This is a genomic window from Microbacterium sp. LWH13-1.2, assembly GCF_038397735.1.
Taxonomy (GTDB): domain Bacteria; phylum Actinomycetota; class Actinomycetes; order Actinomycetales; family Microbacteriaceae; genus Microbacterium.
The window spans coordinates 2908988-2928632 of sequence record NZ_CP151635.1 but is presented as its reverse complement, the minus strand read 5'-3'; the positions used below and the strand labels follow the sequence as shown (position 1 = coordinate 2928632).

Sequence of the window (19645 nt, the reverse complement as noted above, 5' to 3'; positions counted from 1 at the left end):
AGGCTCAGGCGCTCGCGCGCCGTGCGCGATAGGCGGCCACGGCGTTGCGGTTCGTGCAGGTCGTCGAGCAGAAGCGCTTGGAGCGGTTGCGCGAGAGGTCGAGGGCGAGTGCCTCGCAGGTGTCGTCGGCGCAGATGGAGATGCGCGACCCCTCGTCGGCGCGGATGACGTCGATCAACGCCATGGCGGTCTCGATGAGCACGCGCTCGGGCAGGGGGCGCTCGTCCGCGACGGCGTGCAGGTGCCAGTCGACGCCGTCGTGGCGCACCAGCCTCGGAGCGAGATGCGCTTCCGCGAGTGCGGCGTTGACGTGCTCGGCCATCTCGTCTCGGGGCGCGAGCAGCATTGTGCGCAGCCGCGGACGCAGGGTTCGCAGCGCGTCGAGCTCAGCCTCGTCGCGGTCGAGCCGGCCCGAATAGGGGAAGTTCGTGAGGAACGCGTCGTAGTCGGCGAGCGTCTCGAGGGTGTCGGGGTCTTCCGCAGAGTTCACCAGCCAGACGGCTGCACGGAGGGTCTCTTCCGTGTCATCGGTGAAGTTCATGTTGACACCTTACATCCTGCGCGAGTAGCGTCACCTGTCATGAGCACCGTTGCAAATGACACCGCGCTGACGGGCGTGCGCTTCGGTCTGCCGCTGGCGATCGGCGCGGCTTTCGCGTTCGGGATGTCGGGCGCCTGGGCCCGGGGCCTCATCGATGCGGGATGGACGCCGGGAGCAGCCGTGACCGCGCGGGTCTGGGTCGCCGCCCTCGTGCTGCTCGTGCCGACGATCCTGTCGCTGCGCGGGCGCTGGGGTGTGCTCAGGAAGAACGCGGGCATGGTCGCCGCCTACGGCCTGCTCGCCGTCACCGCCACCCAGCTCTGCTACTTCCAGGCCGTCGCCGTGATGGACGTCGGCCTCGCACTGCTCATCGAGTACACCGCGCCGATCGCCGTCATCCTGTGGTTGTGGCTGCGCCGGGGTGAACGGCCGAGTCGTCGCAGCGTGATCGGTGCCGCCCTCGCCTTCGTCGGCCTCGTGCTGATGCTCGACATCATCACCGGGGCCGAGGTCAACATCGCCGGCATCCTCTGGGCGCTCGCCGCGATGGTGGGGGCGGCGACCTACTTCCTGCTCTCGGCCAAAGCTGACACCGGGCTGCCGCCGATCGCGCTCGCCGGAGGTGGGCTGCTGCTCGGCGCGGTCGCCTTGACGATCGCCGGACTCGTCGGCATCCTGCCCATCGCCTGGACGACCGATGACATCACCTACCGCTTCGGCACCGTGCCGTGGTTCGTGCCGGTGCTCGCGATCGGCCTGATCGCCACCGCCCTCGCCTACGTGCTCGGCATCGCCTCGACCCGGATGCTGGGCTCGCGTCTCGCATCCTTCGTCGCACTCTCCGAAGTCGTCGCCGCACTGCTGTTCGGCTGGCTGCTGCTCGGACAGCTGCCCGACCTGCTGCAGGCTCTCGGTGGCGCGCTCGTGCTCGTCGGAGTGGTGATCGTGAAGCTCGGCGAGCCGCGCCCTGCGGAGTTCGTCGAACCGGTTCCGGATGCGGTGGGGGTTCCGCAGCGGTAGAACTATGTATACGTGAGGCGGCTATCGATGAATCTCAGACACCGTTTATCGCATTTGTGTATACACTGAGGGCATGAGCTCTGTCGCCGATCGCACCACCGCGAGCGACCGAGCCCACGCGGCACTGCTGGAGGAGATCCAGTCGGGCGCCCTCCCCGCCGGGTTCGTGCTCGGCGAGGTCGAGCAGGCCGCTCGCCTCGGCATCAGCCGCACCCCGATGCGCGAGGCCCTGCGCCGCCTCGCGGCCGACGGCCTGGTCGTGCAGCAGTCGCCTCGAGTCACGGTGGTCGCTGACCTGGATGCCGACGACATCCGCGCCCTGTTCGAGATCCGCCGCGCGCTCGAGGAGACCTCCGCCAGACTCGCCGCCCATCGAGGGGACGCTTCGCTGTTCGCCGCCCTCGCCGACGAGTTCGCGCACGTCGATCTCGCCGCCGTCGAAGGCCGCGACGCGTACTACGCGCTCATCGCCCGCTTCGATGCCGCTCTCGACCAGGCCGTCGACAACGACTACATCGCCTCGGCGCTGCGCACCGTGCGCACCCACCTCGTGCGGGTGCGCCGCATGGCCCGCGACAAGCCCGACCGCCTCGCGGCATCCGCGTCCGAGCACCGCACGATCGCCGCAGCGCTCGGCGCCCGAGACGGCGACCTCGCCGCTCACGCCACGCACGTGCACCTGCACAACGCGCTCACCGGCATCCTCGACTCCCTGACAGCCAACCCCGAAGGTGTGAAATGACCGTCACCCACCATGTCCGCGTCCACCGCAGCGACGAGAACCTCGCCCGCGAAGACCAGCTCGCCTGGAAGATCGCCGAGGTCGCCGCCGATCCGGTCGAGGTCGAGCAGGACGTCGTCGACATGATCATCAACCGCATCATCGACAACGCGTCGGTCGCCGCGGCATCCCTCACTCGCGGCCCCATCAACGCGGCCCGCGCCCAGGCGTTCAGCCACCCCGTCTCGACCGGTGGCATCGGCGCCACGGTCTTCGGTGCGGCGCTCGACCACCGCACGAGCCCTGAGTGGGCGGCGTGGGCCAACGGCGTCGCCGTGCGCGAGCTCGACTACCACGACACGTTCCTCGCGGCGGAGTACTCGCACCCGGGCGACAACATCCCGCCGATCCTCGCCGTGGCCCAGCATGTGCAGGCCGACGGCCGCGCGCTGCTGCGCGGCATCGCGACCGGCTACGAGATCCAGATGGACCTCGTGCGCGCGATCTGCCTGCACAAGCACAAGATCGATCACGTCGCCCACCTCGGCCCGTCGGCGGCCGCCGGCATCGGCACGCTGCTCGGGCTCGACGTCGAGACGATCTATCAGGCCGTCGGCCAGGGCCTGCACACCACGACCGCCACGCGTCAGAGCCGCAAGGGCGAGATCTCGACCTGGAAGGCGCATGCCCCGGCGTTCGCCGGCAAGCTCGCGGTCGAGGCCGTCGACCGGGCGATGCGCGGTCAGACCAGCCCCGCCCCGATCTACGAGGGCGAAGACGGCGTGATCGCCTGGATGCTCGACGGCAAGGACGCCGCCTACGAGGTGCCGCTGCCCGCCGCGGGCGAGGCGAAGCGCGCGATCCTCGATTCCTACACGAAGGAGCACTCGGCCGAGTACCAGGCGCAGGCGTGGATCGACCTCGCCCGCAAGCTCGGCATCGAGAACCCGGCGCTGCGCGACCCCGCCAACATCGACGCGATCGTGCTGCACACCAGCCACCACACGCACTACGTGATCGGCTCTGGCGCGAACGACCCGCAGAAGTACGACCCCACGGCCTCGCGCGAGACGCTCGACCACTCGATCCCGTACATCTTCGCGGTCGCGCTGCAGGACGGCGGCTGGCACCACGTCGACTCGTACACCCCCGAGCGGGCCGGGCGCGAGGACACCGTCGCGCTGTGGCACAAGATCACCACGGCCGAGGATGCCGAGTGGACGCGCCGCTACCACTCCGAGGACCCCGACGTGAAGGCGTTCGGCGGTCGCGTGGAGTTCCGCCTGACCGACGGCACGACCGTGGTCGACGAGATCGCCGTCGCCGATGCGCATCCGCTCGGTGCCCGCCCGTTCGCCCGCGACGACTACATCGCGAAGTTCCGTCTGCTGGCCGAGCCCGTGCTCGAGCCCGCCGAGATCGAGCGCTTCCTCGAGCTGGTGCAGCGTCTGCCCGAGCTCACGGCCGCCGAGGTCGGCGAGCTGTCGATCATCGCCAAGCCCGGACTGCTCGATGGCGCCGACGCCCCGAAGGGGCTGTTCTGATGCTGTACTCGCACGTCACGCCGACCGAGAAGCGCCGCCTGTTCCGTGAACGCCTCGCGAGCGGCGAGCTGTTGCGGTTCCCCGGCGCCTTCAACCCGCTGAGCGCCCGACTGATCGAGCAGAAGGGCTTCGACGGGGTCTACATCTCGGGCGCGGTGCTCTCCGCCGACCTCGGTGTGCCTGACATCGGCCTCACCACGCTGACCGAGGTCGCGGGGCGGGCGAAGCAGATCGCGCGCATGACCGACATCCCCGCGATCGTCGACGCCGACACCGGCTTCGGCGAACCGATGAACGTCGCCCGCACGATCCAGGAGCTCGAAGACGCGGGCCTCGCCGGCACCCACATCGAGGATCAGATCAACCCGAAGCGCTGCGGCCACCTCGACGGCAAGAGCGTCGTGGACGAGAGCACGGCGATCCGTCGCATCCGAGCGGCGGCCGACGCTCGTCGCGACCCCAACTTCCTGATCATGGCGCGCACCGACATCCGCGCGGTCGAAGGCCTGGAGTCGGCGATCGACCGTGCCAAGGCGCTGGTGGACGCCGGGGCCGATGCCGTCTTCCCCGAGGCGATGCGCACGCTCGCAGAGTTCGAGGCGATGGCGGAGGCGCTCGACGTGCCGATCCTCGCGAACATGACCGAGTTCGGCAAGAGCGACCTGTTCTCGGTCGACCAGCTGCGGGATGCCGGCGTGAACATGGTCATCTGGCCGGTGTCGCTGCTGCGCATCGCGATGGGCGCGGCGGGCCGTGCGCTCGATACGCTGAACGAGGAGGGGCACCTCACCTCGAAGCTCGGTGAGATGCAGCACCGTGCCGATCTCTACGACCTGATCGACTACGAGTCCTACAAGGAATTCGACTCGGGCGTCGCAGGCTTCACCGTCACGAAGGAGTGAGCATGACCGAGCCGGACATCAAGAAGGGCCTCGCCGGGGTGGTCGTCGACACGACGGCGATCTCGAAGGTCAACCCCGAGACGAACAGTCTTCTCTACCGCGGGTACCCCGTGCAGGAGCTGGCGGCGACCCAGCCGTTCGAGGCGGTCGCCTACCTGCTGTGGCACGGTGAGCTGCCCACGTTCGAAGAGCTGGCGGCCTTCCGCGCGCAGGAGCGACCGCATCGCGCCCTGACCGACAACGTCAAGGCGGCGATCGACCTGATCCCGCTCGAGGCGCACCCGATGGACGAGGTGCGCACGGCCGTGAGCCTGATCGGCGCGTCCGACACGAACGCCGGCGGATCGGTGCTCGATGCCGGCGGCAGCCCCGAGGAGAACCTCGAGCGCAGCATCCGTCTGTTCGCCGCTCTTCCCGCGATCGTCGCCTACGGTCAGCGACGCCGCCGCGGCGAGGAGCCGATCGCGCCGCGCGACGACCTCGACTACTCGGCGAACTTCCTCTGGATGACGTTCGGCGAAGAGCCCGACCCGGTCGTCGTCGACGCGTTCAACCGCTCGATGATCCTGTACGCCGAGCACTCGTTCAACGCCTCGACCTTCACGGCCCGTGTGATCACCTCGACCCTCAGCGACCTCTACTCGGCCGTCGTCGGTGCGATCGGCGCGCTCAAGGGACCGCTGCACGGCGGCGCCAATGAGGCCGTGCTGCACATCTTCGACGAGATCGGCGAGGCGTCGAACGTCGTGCCGTGGCTCGATAAGGCACTCGCCGAGAAGCGCAAGATCATGGGCTTCGGTCACCGCGTCTACAAGAGCGGAGACTCGCGCGTGCCCACCATGAAGGCCGCCCTCGACACACTCGTCGAGCACTACGACAGGGCAGAGGTCGCAGAGCTCTACGACGCTCTGGAGTCGGAGTTCGTGGCGCGCAAGGGCATCTACCCGAACCTCGACTATCCGTCGGGTCCTGCCTACAACCTGATCGGCTTCGACACCCTCACTTTCACCCCGCTGTTCGTCGCGGCACGGGTGACGGGGTGGACGGCCCATGTGATCGAGCAGGCCGGCGCGAATGCGCTGATCCGCCCGCTCTCGTTCTACGACGGCGTCGACGAGCGGCACATCGAGGGCTGAGCGGCGCGTGTCGTCTCGCCTCCGGTCGTCGAGCGAGCCCGGCGGAGCCGAGAGAGTCGAGACGCGCTGGCATCCGTGCGCGAGTCGAGTGCGTCTCGTCTCGGTCGCCGCGCGTTCTCGCTCAACGACCGGAGCACGCAGCCCGCAAATTACAACGTCGTAAAAACTCCTTGACAAGCCTGAACGTCAGGGACATGCTGGCACACAGCAGCATTACGACGTTGTAAATTGCTTCTCGCATCCCGCCGTGGTGCTTGCCGAGGGTGCCCTCCGAACGTGTGCCCTGCGAGCCGTGCGCGGTGTCGCGCGCGGGAGATACGAGAGGAAATCAAAGGTGATGAGAACTCGAACGAGTGCGTCGCCCGGCAGCGGTCACCGCCGCTGGATGGCGCTGCTTGCGGTCACGGCCGTGGGGGTGGGGACGCTTCTGGCTGCGCAGCCGGCGGCCGCAGCCGACGCTCCGGCGGATCCATGGATATCCCAGCCTGCCGATGGGCTCTATCGGTTCACGGTGCCGGACTCCGTGGTACGCAGCGAGGTGGGCACGTCTCCCGCTGCCGTGGCCGTCGAGGGCAACTTCGGTCCGGGCAATACGTCGGCGCAGTTGAACCTGGGGCTGAGCGGCGGGTCATGGACGGCCACGATCGGCCCGCTCGAACCCGGGCAGTACTACTTCCAGTACAAGGCGACGATCGGGGGGACCGAGCAGCTCGTCACGTTCCGCAATCCGGCGACCGAGCAGGTGGTCACGGCCCAGCCGTCGTACAGCACGTTCTTCGTCGACGGGGAGTCGGCGGCATGGCAGGCCGATGTGCCTGCCGGTGGACAGCTGCAGTCGCTGACCTACCAGAGCACGGCTGCCGGCGCCGAGCGATCGGCGCAGGTATGGACCCCGCCGAGCTACGACGCGAACCGCGCCGACGAATACCCGGTGCTCTACCTGCTGCAGGACACAGGGCAGGCGCACACCGAGTGGACCGAACTCGGACGCGCCGCGCAGATCCTCGACAATCTCGCGGTCGAGGGGCAGATCGAGCCGATGGTCGTCGTCATGGCCGACGGCAACACGAACGACCTGCGCACCGAGATCCTCGACGACCTGCTGCCCGCGGTCGGTGAGGAGTTCCATGTCTCCGACGATGCGGCTGACCGTGCCATCGCCGGCATCGGGCGCGGCGCCTCCCAGGCGCTGACGCTGATGGTCACAGATCCCGGCGAGTTCTCGAAGGTCGGCTCGTTCTCGGGCAGCCTCGTGAGCAGCATCAGCTCGGCCAAGGCGACGCAGATCAATGCGGGCACCGACCTGGTGCGCCTCTACATCGGGAACACGACGGACCGCTCCTACAACCAGAACGTCGATCTGGCCGCGAAGCTGGATGCCGCAGGAGTGGAGTACGAGTTCGACGGCGTGAACCCGGCATACGGCGACATCTGGGAGACCTGGCAGGAGTCACTGCGCGACTTCAGCTCCCGACTCTTCCATGACGTCGACGACCACGGCATGAGCGAGGGGCACCGTGCCCTCGAGGGCACGCACTCGCTGCCCGCTCCCGGCACCACGCCGACACCATGGGTCGACGAGCACGGCGTCGTCACCTTCGAGACGGGCACCGAGTTCAGTTCGGCCAAGAACGTCACGATCTGGGCCAACTGGGCTCCGGGCGGCAACTGGCTGCGCATTCCCATGGAGAAGGCCGGCGACCGGTGGAGGCTCACCCTCGGACCGATCGAGGGCGGCTCGTACTACTACAAGTTCGTGGTGGACCGAGTGGACCGCAAGGACGCGGGCAACCCCACGAACGTCGAATCCGAGCCCAACTGGAGCACGTTCTTCGTGGCCGGCGACGGCATCCGGGGCGCGTTCACGGGTGATGTCGCACCGGAGCAGCGTGGAGCGGTGCAGACGATGTCGTACTCGAGCCTGGCCGGCGGAGCCGACCGCTCCGCCTATGTGTGGACGCCCCCCGGGTACGACCCCGAGCGGGAGGAGCCCTACCCGGTCTTCTTCCTCCAGCACGGTGGCGGACAGACATGGAGCGACTGGATCAAGGTCGGACGCGCCGCGCAGATCCTCGACAACCACTATGCGAACGGCACGATCCGGCCGATGGTGGTCGTCATGGCGAACGGCAACGGCGTCGACTACCCCAAGGAGATCACGCAGAAGCTCATCCCGACGACGGAGGCGGCGTACAACGTCAGCTCCGACCCGTCGCAGCGAGCGCTCGCAGGACTCTCGATGGGATCGGGGCACGCGCTGAGCACGCTCTATGCCTACCCCGGCGAGTTCGCCTACATCGGCGCGTTCTCCGCCTTCACCACGCCACCGGCGAACGCCGACGTCGAGGCCATCAACGCGGGCACCAAGCTCCTGTCGATCTACACGGGTGACATCCAGGACTTCACCTACCAGAACACGATGTCGCTGATCAGCGCGTTGGAGAGTCGGGGGATCACCCACGACTTCCACCCGCCGATCCCCGGCCCGCACAGCTGGGACGTGTGGCAGAAGGCGCTGATCGACTTCCTGCCGAAGCTGTTCGTCGCCGAGACCGCGTCGGGTGTGCCGATTCATGCGGCGATCGCCGAGGGCGAGAACGGTGCGCTGGCGATGACGGTCGCCGACTTCGGCGAGGGAGTCCAGCTGTCGGCTCCGCAGAACGTGGGTGATCGCCTGCGCTTCACGGGTGAGCTGCCCGAGATCTCGGTCACCGATTCGCGCACCGCGCAGCAGGCGGGCCTGGGCGGATGGTCCGTCGCGGCTCAGGCGCAGCCGTTCGTGTCGGCCGGAAAGACGATCGAGGCCGATCACCTCGGCTGGGTGCCGAAGGTGCTGACGCCGCGGGCGGGCCTGGAGGCCGGTGATCCGCTGGAGACGGCCATCGACGGCGGTCTGGGTCTGGCGACATCCGGAGAGCTGGCCAGTGCCGACTCGGAAGGCCGCTTCGGCTCGGCGACGCTCAGCGCGGGTCTTCGTCTCGAGGTGCCGGTGGACACGCAGCCGGGGTCGTACTCCAGCGTCCTGTCCATCTCCCTGTTCCCGGTCGACTGACCGAGAGTCTCGAACAGTGCGGCCGGTCGGGCATCCGACCGGCCGCACCCCGATGAGGAGTCACATGTCCTACCGTCACATCACCGCCGTGGGTGTCCTCGTGGTGGCCGCCACCGCCCTGTTCGCGCAGTCGGCCGGCGGGGCCGCGCAGCCGGAGCCGCAGAGCCGTATCTCGCCACCCGCGCTCGCGCAGTCATCGACGCTGCCCGCCGATACCGACCCGGCTCCGACCGCCGGTGTGACCTGGTCGCTGCAGCCGGCGACAGGCGGTCTGCCCGACGGCCGCGTCTCGTTGCGCCACCGAGTGGACCCGGGGCAGCGCATCGACGAGAGCATCGTGCTCACGAACTTCAGTGCTCAGCCGGAGGCATTCGCCGTCTACGCCAGCGACGGAACGGTCACCGGAGACGGCAGCTTCGACCTGATCCCGTCGGTGGAGGAATCGACGGGCGGCGGCGCCTGGGTGTCTCTCGGCGCCGTCGCCGGCGCCACTCCTCGTGATGACGGCGGATTCGCGGTGACGCTCGACGCCGGCGCATCCGTCGCCATTCCGGTGGGTGTCGACGTGCCATCGGACGCCTCTCCGGGAGACCACCCCGCCGGCATCGTGGCGGAGCTGCTGCCCGATGCGGCGACCGAGGTGCAGATCGCCTCGCGGGTGGGCGTGCGCGTGCATCTCCGCGTCTCGGGCGACGTCGTCGCCGCCGCGCGCCCCGAAGCCGTGCGGGCGAGCTACGAGCCGTCGTGGAATCCCTTCGCGCCCGGAACCCTCACCCTCACGTACGACATCACGAATGCGGGCAACGTGCGCGTGGGAGCAGACTCGAAGGTCCACGTCGCCGGTCCCTTCGGGCTGCTCGGCGTCGATCTCGCGACCGACGCACGGCGCGAGATCCTTCCCGGTCAGTCGGCGGTCGCGGAGTTCGAGGTGCCGGCGTGGCCCCTGCTCCTCCTCGAGGGCACCACGAGAGTGCAGCCCTCCGTCGTAGGCGACGACGAGATCGAAGGATCCCTCGACGCGGCATCCGCGTCCTTCACCGTGTGGACGATCCCCTGGGCGCAGCTCGCACTCATCGCCGCCGCTGTGCTGCTGTTCCTCGGTGTCCGTCGAGCGCGCGCCCGGTCGGAATCGAGGATGCAGGCGAGGATCGACGAAGCCGTGGCCTCCGCGCGCGGGGAAGTGCCGCGCACCGACTGATCAGGTCAGCGGACCGGGGAAACCCGTGGACTCGCGTCGGACGATGCGGAAGTCGGGCGTGATCGTTCGCGGTGGCCGCCGCTCGCCCTTCTCCTCGATGCGCTCGATGAGAAGATCGACGGCTGCCGCAGCGATCTGCTCGCGTCCCACGTCGACGCTCGACAGCGACGGGACCGAGAAGTGGGCTTCGTCGGTGTTGTCGAAGCCGATGACGCCCACGTCCTCCGGCGCGCGCAGGCCGGCTTCGCCGAGCGCGCGGAGGGCGCCGAGCCCCATCGTGTCGTTGAGGGCGAAGATCGCGTCGAAGGGGACGTCCTCCGCGATCAGCTGACGGGTGGTCTCTGCGCCCGCCGCGTGATTCCAGTGCGTGCTCGGGCGGATGAGAGCGGGGTCCACGGCGATGCCCGCGGCATCCAGAGCCTGGAGGTAGCCGTTCAGGCGCAGGCTGGCCGAGCTCACCTCGGTGCCCTGATGCTCCTCGGCGCCGATGATCGCGATCCGACGTCGCCCGGTGTCGATCAGATGCTCGACAGCAGCCCGCGCCGATGACGTGTTGTGCATGGCGACGTGATCGGTCGGTCCGTTGAAGATGCGCTCGCCCAGGAGAACGAGGGGGAAGTCGTTGTCGAGCGCGGCGGCATCGTCCTGGCCGAGGGCGGAGGGGCTGAACACGAGGCCGTCGGTGAGACGAAGCCGCCCGCCGGTCACTGCCTGGAGCTCGCGAGTCCGGTCGCCGCTGGTCTGCTCGACGACCACCCCCAGGCCCCGTTGGTCGGCCACGCGGATCACTGCGTCTGCGAGCTCGGCGAAGTAGTTCTCGCGCAGTGCGGGCACGGCCAGGCCGATGACCCCGGTGCGCCCTGATCGCAGGCCGCGCGCGGAGAGGTTCGGGCGGTAGTCGAGCTCGCGGATCGCCGCCTGCACCCTCTCGCGAGTGTCAGGCCTGACGTGCGGGAAGTCGTTGATGACATTCGACACGGTCTTGATGGACACGCCGGCGAGTCGCGCGACATCATGCATCGTCGAACCCATGGCGCCCACCCATCACCCTGCGCCGCAAGTGCGACACGTTCTCCACACTCTATTCGCAAGGCACCGTCACGGTGGGGCCGCGGCACGGGGTGTCGTCGTGCCTCGCCGCGTAGTATGGCGCAATGTCCATCGACAGTCGGCGACCTGGCCGTCCGCAGCGGATCAGCCCGCGTCTCGTGGTGGACGATGTGCACGATCAACTCCTGCGCCTCATCATCGACGGGCACATCGGTGCCGAGTCGCCACTGAGCATCGATGCTCTCGCGCGTGAGTTCGGGGTCTCGAGCAGTCCCGTGCGTGAAGCGCTGACGCGGCTCGAGGCGACGGGTCTCGTGCAGAGGCTCGCGCTGCGCGGGTACCGTGTCGCCCCGGCGCTCGATGCAGAGGAGATGGCCGACCTCTTCGACGCCCGGATCCTCCTCGAGCCCGCGATCGCGGCAACGGCGGCGCGGAGTGCGGATCGCGAGGGGCTCGTCCGCGGGCTGGAGGAGAACGTGGCGGATCTCGAGCGCGCGCCACGGGGAGACCGCAGCGGCTCGCTGCACGCGTACTACGAGGCTGATCGCGAGTTCCACCGCGCCATCGTCGCCGGTACCCGCAATCGTTTCCTGGTGCATGCGTACGACGCGCTCGGCGCGCACGTGCAGAGGTTCCGGCTGTTCTCGGGTCGCGGAGTCACCGATGCCGCGGAGACGGTAGCGGAGCACGCGGCCATAACGCGCGCCATCGAGACGGGCGATCCGATCGCCGCTGACGCGTCGATGCGCCTGCATCTGCGCAACGTGAAGAGCCGCGCGCTCGCCGAGCTCGACATCGATCGCGACTGAGGCCGCGGCCCCGCCGCTGTCATCTCCGTCGACGCTGTTTACATCGTTTACCTAATCAGGTATCGTGCATGAAACCTGATTCGATGGAGTTGATGGACGATGGCGCTCACCGCCGAGACCTGGCCGATCGCGGCAGCGATGCTGCCTTTCCCCGCCGCGCAACCCGAGGACGCGAACGAAGACGCCCTGCGCGTCGAGTGGGCGCGGAGCCTCCAGCAGGTTGCCGACGCGGACTTCGCGCACGTCGACCTCACCGATTCCTGGGTGCGCTACGGCGACCTCGACGAGCGGCATCGGCAGCTGTTCCGGCACGTCCTCGCCGACAGCGGCCTGAAGGCCGCCTCGCTCTCGGCGATCCGGAGAAGCGTGATCGACGCCGACACCGGGGCGGAGAACCTCGCCTACAGTCACCGGACACTGGATTTCGCCGCCGACCTCGGCATCGGAGTGGTGTCGGTCGGACTGCACCAGGCGCTGAGCCCGCGGCAGCGGGAGCAGCTGTGGTTCTGGACCGCCGAGGGGCATCGCGACCGACTCGATGATCGAGAGGCATGGGATCTGGCTGTCTCCGGATTCCGCGAGCTCGGGGCTCACGCCGCCGACCTCGGCCTCCTGCTGTCGCTCGAGATGTACGAGCACACCTTTCTCGGCTCGGGTGCCTCGGCGGTGCGTCTCGTCGAGGAGATCGGCATGGCGGAGGTCGGCCTCAACCCCGACATCGGCAACCTCGTTCGGTTGCACGAGCCGATCGAGGACTGGCGGGAGCTGCTGGCGCAGACGCTCCCGTTCACCAATTTCTGGCACGTGAAGAACTACGCCAGGGACGAGGACCCGCAGTCGGGGGTCATCACGACGCTGCCGGCCTATCTCGAGAGCGGACTCATCGACTACCGCTCGGCGATCGCGATGGCGATCGACAGCGGCTTCCAGGGTGTCATCTGCACGGAGCACTACGGCGGAGACGGACTGAGCATGAGCGCTGCGAACCGCGACTATCTGCGCCGGCGAATCCTGCCCCGGCGTGACTACGAACCGGGCGCGAGCCTGGTCGTCCAGCACAGCGAGAGGAGCTGGTCATGACACGCATGCCCGCCGATCCGGACACCTTCGTCGAGGAGGCGCTGGATGGACTCGTCCTCGCTCATCCCGACGAGCTGAGGAGGGTGAGCGGCGGTGTGGCCCGTGCGACCGCGATCACCCCCGGGCACGTCGCCGTCGTGATCGGAGGCGGGTCCGGGCACTACCCGGCGTTCGCCGGTGTCGTGGGCGAGGGGATGCCCGCGGCCGCCGTGTGCGGCAACATCTTCTCCTCACCGTCGGCCGGGCAGGCTGTGCAGGTCGCCCGCGCCGTCGAGGCGGGCGGTGGAGTGCTGTTCAGCTACGGAAACTACGCGGGGGACGTGATCCATTTCGGAGAGGCCGAGCGTCGACTCCGCGAGAAGGGGCTGGACGTGCGCACCGTGCTCGTCACCGATGACATCGCCAGCGCGCCTGCGGCAGATCGGACGCAGCGGCGGGGGATCGCCGGAGACCTGTGCGTCTTCCGCATCGCCGGCGCCTCCGCCGAGCGGGGGGACGATCTCGACGAGGTCGAGCGTCTCGCGAGGCGCGCCAACGCGATGACCCGCACCCTCGGCGTCGCGTTCTCCGGCTGCACGCTCCCCGGGGCGTCATCGCCTCTGTTCGAGGTGCCGGAGGGGAGGATGTCCATCGGGCTCGGCATCCACGGCGAGCCCGGCATCCGCGACGTCCCGCTGCAGAGCGCCCGTGAACTCGCCGTCACCCTGCTGGAGCCGCTGCTGGAGGAGCGCCCGGAGGGTCACGCCTCTCGGGTCTCGCTGATCGTGAACGGGCTCGGCACCGCCAAGTACGAGGAGCTCTTCATCCTGTTCGGGCATCTGCACCGCGAACTCGCCAGCAGGGGGATCGAGGTGGCCAGTCCTCTCTGCGGTGAGCTCGTGACGAGTCTCGACATGGGCGGGGTCTCGGTCACGCTGCTCTGGCTCGATGACGAGCTCGAAGAGCTGTGGAACGCGCCGGCGGCCTCGCCGGCCTTCCGCCGCGGTGCCGTCGATCGGTCGGGTGTGCCGGCCGTCGCCGAGGTCGCGACCGGCGCCGATGCGTCGGAGGAGCCTCTCGGTCAGCGGACGGTGACAGCGGAGTCCCGCCGCGATGCGGCACTCGCACGCCGACTGCTGTCTGCGGCACGGGACGCGGTCGTGCGTGAGGCCGATCACCTGGGAGAGCTCGACGCGGTCGCCGGTGACGGCGATCACGGCATAGGCATGACCCGTGGGTTGGAGGCCGCAGTCGCAGCGGCGTCGGCGCTCGATGACGAGACAGGCCTCGCCGAGGTGCTCGACGCCGCGGGGGATGCCTGGTCGGAGACCGCGGGCGGCACCTCGGGAGCGCTGTGGGGGGCCGCGATCTCGGCACTCGGTCGCTGCATCGACGAGGGCGGCGCGTCGCGCACCCTGTCTCTGCCGGCGGCCGTCTCCGCGGCGCGGTCCCGAATACAGACGCTCGGCGGAGCATCCGCGGGCGACAAGACCATGCTCGACGCCCTGCTCCCCTTCGAGCGCGAACTCGACGCCGCTCTCGCGGACGGCCGGAGCGTGGCCGATGCGCTCGGTCGTGCGGCGGGGAAGGCCCGGCAGGGGGCGAGCGACACGGCGGCCCTGACTCCGCGCAAGGGCCGCGCCCGACCGCTCGCGGAGCGCAGCATCGGCCACCCGGACCCGGGTGCGGTGTCCTTCGCGTTGATCGCGTCGACCGTCGCCGAGGTCGTTCTCGGCGGCACGGAGGAGGATTTATGAACGGCTGGCGGATCGTGATCGGCGCGGATGACGCCGGCTACGAGTACAAGGAGATTCTTCGAGCGGTTCTCGAGCAGGACGACAGGGTGGCGAAGGTCGTCGACGTCGGTGTCGATGCCTCCGGCGCGAGCCCGTACCCGCGGGTCGCCGCCGAAGCCGCGCGCCACGTGGCCGCGGGTGAGGCCGACAGGGCCCTGCTCGTCTGCGGGACCGGTCTGGGCATGGCGATCGTGGCGAACAAGGTGCGTGGCGTGCGCGCGGTCACGGCGCATGACACGTACTCGGTCGCCCGCTCAGTGCTCAGCAACGATGCGCAGGTGCTCGCGCTGGGCGCGCGTGTCATCGGACCCGAGCTGGCGAAGACCCTCGTCGACGGGTGGCTCGACCTCCGCTTCGACCCGGCCTCGCCGTCGGCGGCCAAGGTGGAACTGATAGACGAGATCGAGGAGGAGTCGTGATGACCGAACAGGTGGCAGTCGTCGGATCCGGATACATGGGGGGCGGCATCGCGCAGGTGATCGCCCTGTCGGGGCGTCGTGTCGCGCTCGCCGATGTGTCAGCCGAGCAGGCGTCGAACAGCCGGGAGCGGATCATCCGCGAGGCGGCCGACTTCGAGCGGCGATCCCTGTTCCCCGTCGGCGCCTCAGAGAGGATCGCCGAGCGGGTGACGGCTGCGGCGTCGATAGAGGACGCGGTGACCGACGCCGACATCGTCGAAGAGGCGGTTCCCGAGATCCTCTCCGTGAAGCACGAGACGCTGCGGCGGATCACTGCGGCGGCTCCTGCCGCCGCAGTGATCGGGAGCAACACATCGACCATCTCGATCGCGGCGTTGGCTGAGGCCGTGCACGGGCCCGAGCGGTTCCTCGGCGTGCACTTCAGCAATCCGGCCACGTTCATCCCCGGGGTGGAGGTGATCCCGCACGAGGGCACCGACCCGAGCGCGGTGGCGCGGGTCACCGCCCTGCTCGCCGAGTGCGGCAAGGTCGGCGTCGAGATCCCCGACGTCACGGGCTTCGTGCTCAACCGGTTGCAGTACGCGCTGTTCACCGAGGCCGCGAGGCTGGTCGACGAGGGTGTGGCATCGCCCGAGGCGATCGACACGATCGCGCGAACCACCTTCGGCTTCCGTCTGCCGTTCTTCGGTCCCTTCGCGATCGCCGACATCGCCGGTCTCGACGTCTACCGGTTCTGCTACCAGTCGCTCGGCGAGGCCTATCCCGAGCGGTTCGCCGAACCGGCGTCGCTTCGCGAGCACGTCGACCGGGGCGAGCTCGGAGTGAAGTCCGGTCGTGGTTTCCTCGCGACGCCGCCGGAGCAGATCGCCGCGTTGACCGAGTATCGCGACCGCGCATACACGCGCATGGCGCAGCTGCTCGACGAGCTCGGCCCCGCGCCGGTCAGATACTGATCGGCGCCCCAGACAGCAGGGCCAGCTCTTGACAGTCGAGAGTGCCCATGCGGTAAAATTACAACGTTAGAAATACAACGTTGTAACCCGACCACTCCGAGTCATGAAGACCGAGTGGAGCAATGACAATGAAGTCCAGCATCCGAAGGGAAACACAGTGAAGACCAAGCCACTTCTCGCTGCGGCACTCACTCTCGTCATGGCCGGCGCGCTCGTATCGTGCGCAGGCGACGGCGGCACGAATGAGGGCGGCGGCAGCGACGCCACCAACTGCACCAACAAGATCCAGAAGGACGACCTGCCCGTCGTGACGATGTGGGCCTGGTATCCGAACATGGAGCTCGTGGTCGACAACTTCAACGAGCAGAGCGACGACGTCCAGGTCTGCTGGACCAACGTCGGCCAGGGCGGCGACGAGTACGACAAGTTCCAGACCGCGATCACCGCGGGCACCGGCGCGCCCGACGTGATCATGATCGAGGCCGACCGCATCCCCACCTTCCAGGTGCAGGAGGCGATCGTCGACATCTCGTCGTTCGGCTACGAGGACGTCAAAGACGACTACAGCGAGGGCGCCTGGAAGGACGTCTCCGTCGGTGAGGGCGTCTACGGCGTTCCCGTCGACGGCGGTCCGATGGGCATGATCTACCGCAAGGACATCTTCGAGACCTACGGCATCACGCCTCCGACCACCTGGGCCGAGTACGAGGCCGCCGCGCAGACCGTCAAGGACGCGGGTGGGCCGCTGTTCGGCGACCTCGGAGCGAACGTGCCCGCGGTGATGATGGCGCTGCAGTACCAGGCGGGCGCCGAGCCGTTCACCTATGACTCCGCGACTCCCGAGGAGATCTCGGTCACCCTGAACGACGACGCATCGAAGAAGGTGCTGGACTACTGGGACGGACTGGTCGAGAAGGGGCTCGTCGGCACGCAGGACCAGTTCACCCCCGAGTACGTCTCCGGCGTGATCGGCGGCGACTACGCCACCTACATCTCCGCCGCGTGGGCCCCCGGGTACCTGACCGGCGCCGGCGTCGGCGAGGGAGAGGATGCCGGAGTCTGGGCGACCGCTCCGCTGCCGCAGTGGGACACCGCCGACCCGACGTACGTGAACTGGGGCGGATCCGCCTTCTCGGTGACGAGCCAGGCCTCGAACCCCGAGCTCGCGGCGAAGGTCGCCCTCGGCGTCTACGCCGATGACGCGTCGCTCACGGACGGCTGGCAGAACCAGGTCATCTTCCCGCTGAACCTCAAGGCCCTCAACTCGCCCGAGTTCGAGAACTACGAGGTGCCGTTCTTCGACGGACAGCTCGCCAACAAGGAGGTCTACGTCCCGGCTGCCAACGGCTACGAGGGCATGACGTACACGCCGTTCGGCGCGTACTACTTCGATGCGTTCAACGAGCAGCTCGCAGCGATCAATGAGGGCTCCGTGACCGGGTCCGAGGCCGCTGACGCGTTGCAGGAGACGATCGTCACGTACGCGGAGGAGCAGGGCTTCACCGTCAAGTGACCCCGCGGGACGGGTCGCCCCCACCCGCGGGCGACCCGTCCCGTCCTCCCTTCCCCTCATCACAGGAGTCTTCAGATGACCGTCGAAATCGCCACACGTCCGAAGGCGGCCACCCGCCGCCCTCGGCGACGAGGCGCATCCGCACGAGGACATGTGGGCTGGGCCTTCGTCGCCCCGTTCGCGATCGTGTTCGTCGCGCTGCTCGTCACGCCGCTGCTCTACGCGCTGTACCTGAGTCTGTTCCAGAAGAAGCTGATCGGCGGGACGAGCTTCGTCCTCTTCGACAACTACATCAAGGCGTTCACGGACCCGAACTTCCTCGACGGCATCTGGTTCGTCGTCGTGTTCTCGACCGTGCTCATCCCTCTGCAGATGGTGGTATCGCTCGGGGTCGCTCTGATCCTCGATGCCGTCGTCACCCGCTTCGCACGCTTCTCGCGGCTGATGATCTTCCTGCCGTACGCGATCCCGGCGGTCATCGGCGCGCTCATGTGGGGATTCCTGTACAGCAAGAGCTTCGGACCCGTCGCGGAGATCTTCGGGATGTTCGGGGCGGTCGGCCCCGATCTCCTCAGCCGCGACCTCATCTTCTTCGGCCTGCTCAACATCGTCACGTGGCAGTGGGCCGGGTACTACATGATCATCATCTACGCAGCCCTTCAGGGCATCGACCCGACCCTGTACGAGGCCGCGAAGATCGACGGCGCGACCGGATGGCAGATCACGCTGCGGATCAAGATCCCGCTCATCGCGCCCGCGCTGCTGCTCATCCTCGTGTTCGCGCTGATAGGCACGCTGCAGTTCTTCAACGAGCCCCAGATCCTGCGGTATCTGGCCTCGGGCGCCATCCCCTCGGATCTCACTCCGAACATGTACGCGTTCCAGCAGGCCTTCGCTCTGGCGAACTACAACTACGGATCGGCGATCTCGTTCGCCCTCGGTGCCGTGGTGTTCGTCTGCGTCTACCTCTTCATGTTCATCACCCGAAAGCGCGGGAGCATCCTGTCATGACGACCCTCAACGACACCCGTCGCACGGCGCGTCAACGCCATCTCCCGCTCCAGGTGCTCCTCGGGTTCCTGGTCGTCTACTTCCTGGTCCCGTTCTGGTGGGTCATCGTCAACAGCTCGAAGGACGCCGCCGGCCTCTTCGGCGGCGGCAGCTCGCTGTGGTTCGCCGACAACATCGACTACTGGGGCAACCTCGTCGACCTGTTCACGTACCAGAACGGCATCTACCTCCGTTGGCTCCTGAACTCGGCGCTCTACGCGGTCGTCGGCGGCGTCGGCGCGACGGTGCTCGCCGTGATGGCCGGGTACGGGTTCGCGAAGTTCCGATTCCGCGGCCGCTCGTTCAGCTTCGCCGTGCTGCTCGGCTCGGTCATGGTCCCCGCCACCGCGCTGGTGATCCCGACGTTCATCCTGTTCTCGCAGCTCGGTCTGACCAACACGATCTGGGCCGTGATCCTGCCGACGCTGCTGAACCCGTTCGGCGTCTACCTCATGAACATCTACACCCGCGACGCGGTGCCGGACGAGCTCCTCGACGCCGCCAGGGTCGACGGGGCGGGCGAGATCCGCACGTTCGTCCAGGTCTCCCTCCCCCTGATGCGCCCGGCGATCGTCACCGTGCTCCTGCTGTCGGTCGTCGCGTCATGGAACAACTACTTCCTGCCGCTGGCGATGCTCTCCGACAACCGGCTCTACCCCGTGACGGTCGGCATCGGCATGTGGCAGGGGATCGCGTCGGCCAACAACTCCGGAGGAACGTCGCTCTGGAGCGTCATCATCCTCGGCTCCCTCGTGTCGGTGATCCCCCTGGTCATCGCCTTCCTCACCCTCCAGAAGTACTGGCAGGGTGGCCTCTCCATCGGAAGTCTCAAGTAGCGGCCAGGGCCGTGACCGACTTCCATCCTCTCCACGCAAAGGTGAA

17 protein-coding genes are annotated in these 19645 nt (G+C 68.3%); 15 read left to right on the top strand and 2 right to left on the bottom strand.

Annotated elements, in window-relative coordinates; genetic code table 11:
* Positions 1–4 precede the first annotated feature (4 nt).
* Positions 5–541 (bottom strand): CGNR zinc finger domain-containing protein, encoded by a 537-nt coding sequence (locus MRBLWH13_RS14065; protein ID WP_341955572.1) that lies wholly within the window; start codon positions 539–541, stop codon positions 5–7.
* 39 nt (positions 542–580) lie between these two features.
* Here MRBLWH13_RS14065 and MRBLWH13_RS14060 point away from each other — a divergent pair, with 39 nt between their 5' ends.
* From MRBLWH13_RS14060 to MRBLWH13_RS14030, 7 genes are all read left to right on the top strand, one after another.
* The gene (locus tag MRBLWH13_RS14060; protein ID WP_341955571.1) at positions 581–1561 is read left to right on the top strand and encodes an EamA family transporter; all 981 of its coding nucleotides are present in this window, start codon (positions 581–583) and stop codon (positions 1559–1561) included.
* Between the two features lie 73 nt (positions 1562–1634).
* The gene (locus tag MRBLWH13_RS14055; RefSeq protein WP_341955570.1) at positions 1635–2303 is read left to right on the top strand and encodes a GntR family transcriptional regulator; all 669 of its coding nucleotides are present in this window, start codon (positions 1635–1637) and stop codon (positions 2301–2303) included.
* On the top strand, positions 2300–3826 hold the full coding sequence (locus tag MRBLWH13_RS14050) for an MmgE/PrpD family protein (protein WP_341955568.1): 1527 nt from the start codon (positions 2300–2302) through the stop codon (positions 3824–3826). Before MRBLWH13_RS14055 ends, MRBLWH13_RS14050 begins: the two co-directional genes overlap by 4 nt.
* On the top strand, positions 3826–4728 hold the full coding sequence (gene prpB / locus MRBLWH13_RS14045) for a methylisocitrate lyase (RefSeq protein WP_341955567.1): 903 nt from the start codon (positions 3826–3828) through the stop codon (positions 4726–4728). Before MRBLWH13_RS14050 ends, prpB begins: the two co-directional genes overlap by 1 nt.
* A gap of 2 nt (positions 4729–4730) precedes the next feature.
* Entirely contained in the window at positions 4731–5864 is a 1134-nt protein-coding gene (locus tag MRBLWH13_RS14040) for a bifunctional 2-methylcitrate synthase/citrate synthase (protein ID WP_341955566.1), read from the top strand.
* A 337-nt stretch (positions 5865–6201) separates the two neighbouring features.
* Positions 6202–8916: an alpha/beta hydrolase-fold protein gene (locus MRBLWH13_RS14035; protein WP_341955565.1), complete on the top strand. Its 2715-nt coding sequence runs from the start codon at positions 6202–6204 to the stop codon at positions 8914–8916.
* A gap of 64 nt (positions 8917–8980) precedes the next feature.
* Positions 8981–10114: a hypothetical protein gene (locus tag MRBLWH13_RS14030; protein ID WP_341955564.1), complete on the top strand. Its 1134-nt coding sequence runs from the start codon at positions 8981–8983 to the stop codon at positions 10112–10114.
* Here MRBLWH13_RS14030 and MRBLWH13_RS14025 read toward each other — a convergent pair whose 3' ends face one another.
* The gene (locus tag MRBLWH13_RS14025) at positions 10115–11134 is read right to left on the bottom strand and encodes a LacI family DNA-binding transcriptional regulator (RefSeq protein ID WP_341955563.1); all 1020 of its coding nucleotides are present in this window, start codon (positions 11132–11134) and stop codon (positions 10115–10117) included. It abuts the gene before it with no gap.
* Positions 11135–11268: 134 nt separating this feature from the next.
* On the opposite strand from MRBLWH13_RS14025, the gene MRBLWH13_RS14020 reads away from it, so the two are divergent.
* The 8 genes from MRBLWH13_RS14020 (at position 11269) to MRBLWH13_RS13985 (ending at position 19599) form a co-directional block, all read left to right on the top strand.
* Complete coding sequence (locus MRBLWH13_RS14020) at positions 11269–11973, top strand: GntR family transcriptional regulator (protein ID WP_341955562.1); 705 nt, start codon at positions 11269–11271, stop codon at positions 11971–11973.
* Between the two features lie 99 nt (positions 11974–12072).
* Positions 12073–13053, top strand: a complete 981-nt coding sequence (locus MRBLWH13_RS14015; RefSeq protein WP_341955561.1) for a TIM barrel protein — start codon at positions 12073–12075, stop codon at positions 13051–13053.
* On the top strand, positions 13050–14789 hold the full coding sequence (locus MRBLWH13_RS14010; protein WP_341955560.1) for a dihydroxyacetone kinase family protein: 1740 nt from the start codon (positions 13050–13052) through the stop codon (positions 14787–14789). The genes MRBLWH13_RS14015 and MRBLWH13_RS14010 overlap by 4 nt, the downstream gene beginning before the upstream one ends.
* Complete coding sequence (locus MRBLWH13_RS14005) at positions 14786–15247, top strand: ribose-5-phosphate isomerase (protein WP_341955559.1); 462 nt, start codon at positions 14786–14788, stop codon at positions 15245–15247. Before MRBLWH13_RS14010 ends, MRBLWH13_RS14005 begins: the two co-directional genes overlap by 4 nt.
* Entirely contained in the window at positions 15247–16200 is a 954-nt protein-coding gene (locus MRBLWH13_RS14000) for a 3-hydroxyacyl-CoA dehydrogenase family protein (protein WP_341955558.1), read from the top strand. Before MRBLWH13_RS14005 ends, MRBLWH13_RS14000 begins: the two co-directional genes overlap by 1 nt.
* Positions 16201–16357: 157 nt before the next feature.
* A complete protein-coding gene (locus MRBLWH13_RS13995) occupies positions 16358–17713 on the top strand; it encodes an extracellular solute-binding protein (RefSeq protein ID WP_341955557.1) in 1356 nt (451 codons plus the stop codon).
* Positions 17714–17788: 75 nt separating this feature from the next.
* On the top strand, positions 17789–18724 hold the full coding sequence (locus MRBLWH13_RS13990) for a sugar ABC transporter permease (RefSeq protein WP_341955556.1): 936 nt from the start codon (positions 17789–17791) through the stop codon (positions 18722–18724).
* Positions 18721–19599, top strand: a complete 879-nt coding sequence (locus tag MRBLWH13_RS13985) for a carbohydrate ABC transporter permease (RefSeq protein WP_341955555.1) — start codon at positions 18721–18723, stop codon at positions 19597–19599. Before MRBLWH13_RS13990 ends, MRBLWH13_RS13985 begins: the two co-directional genes overlap by 4 nt.
* Positions 19600–19645 lie beyond the last annotated feature (46 nt).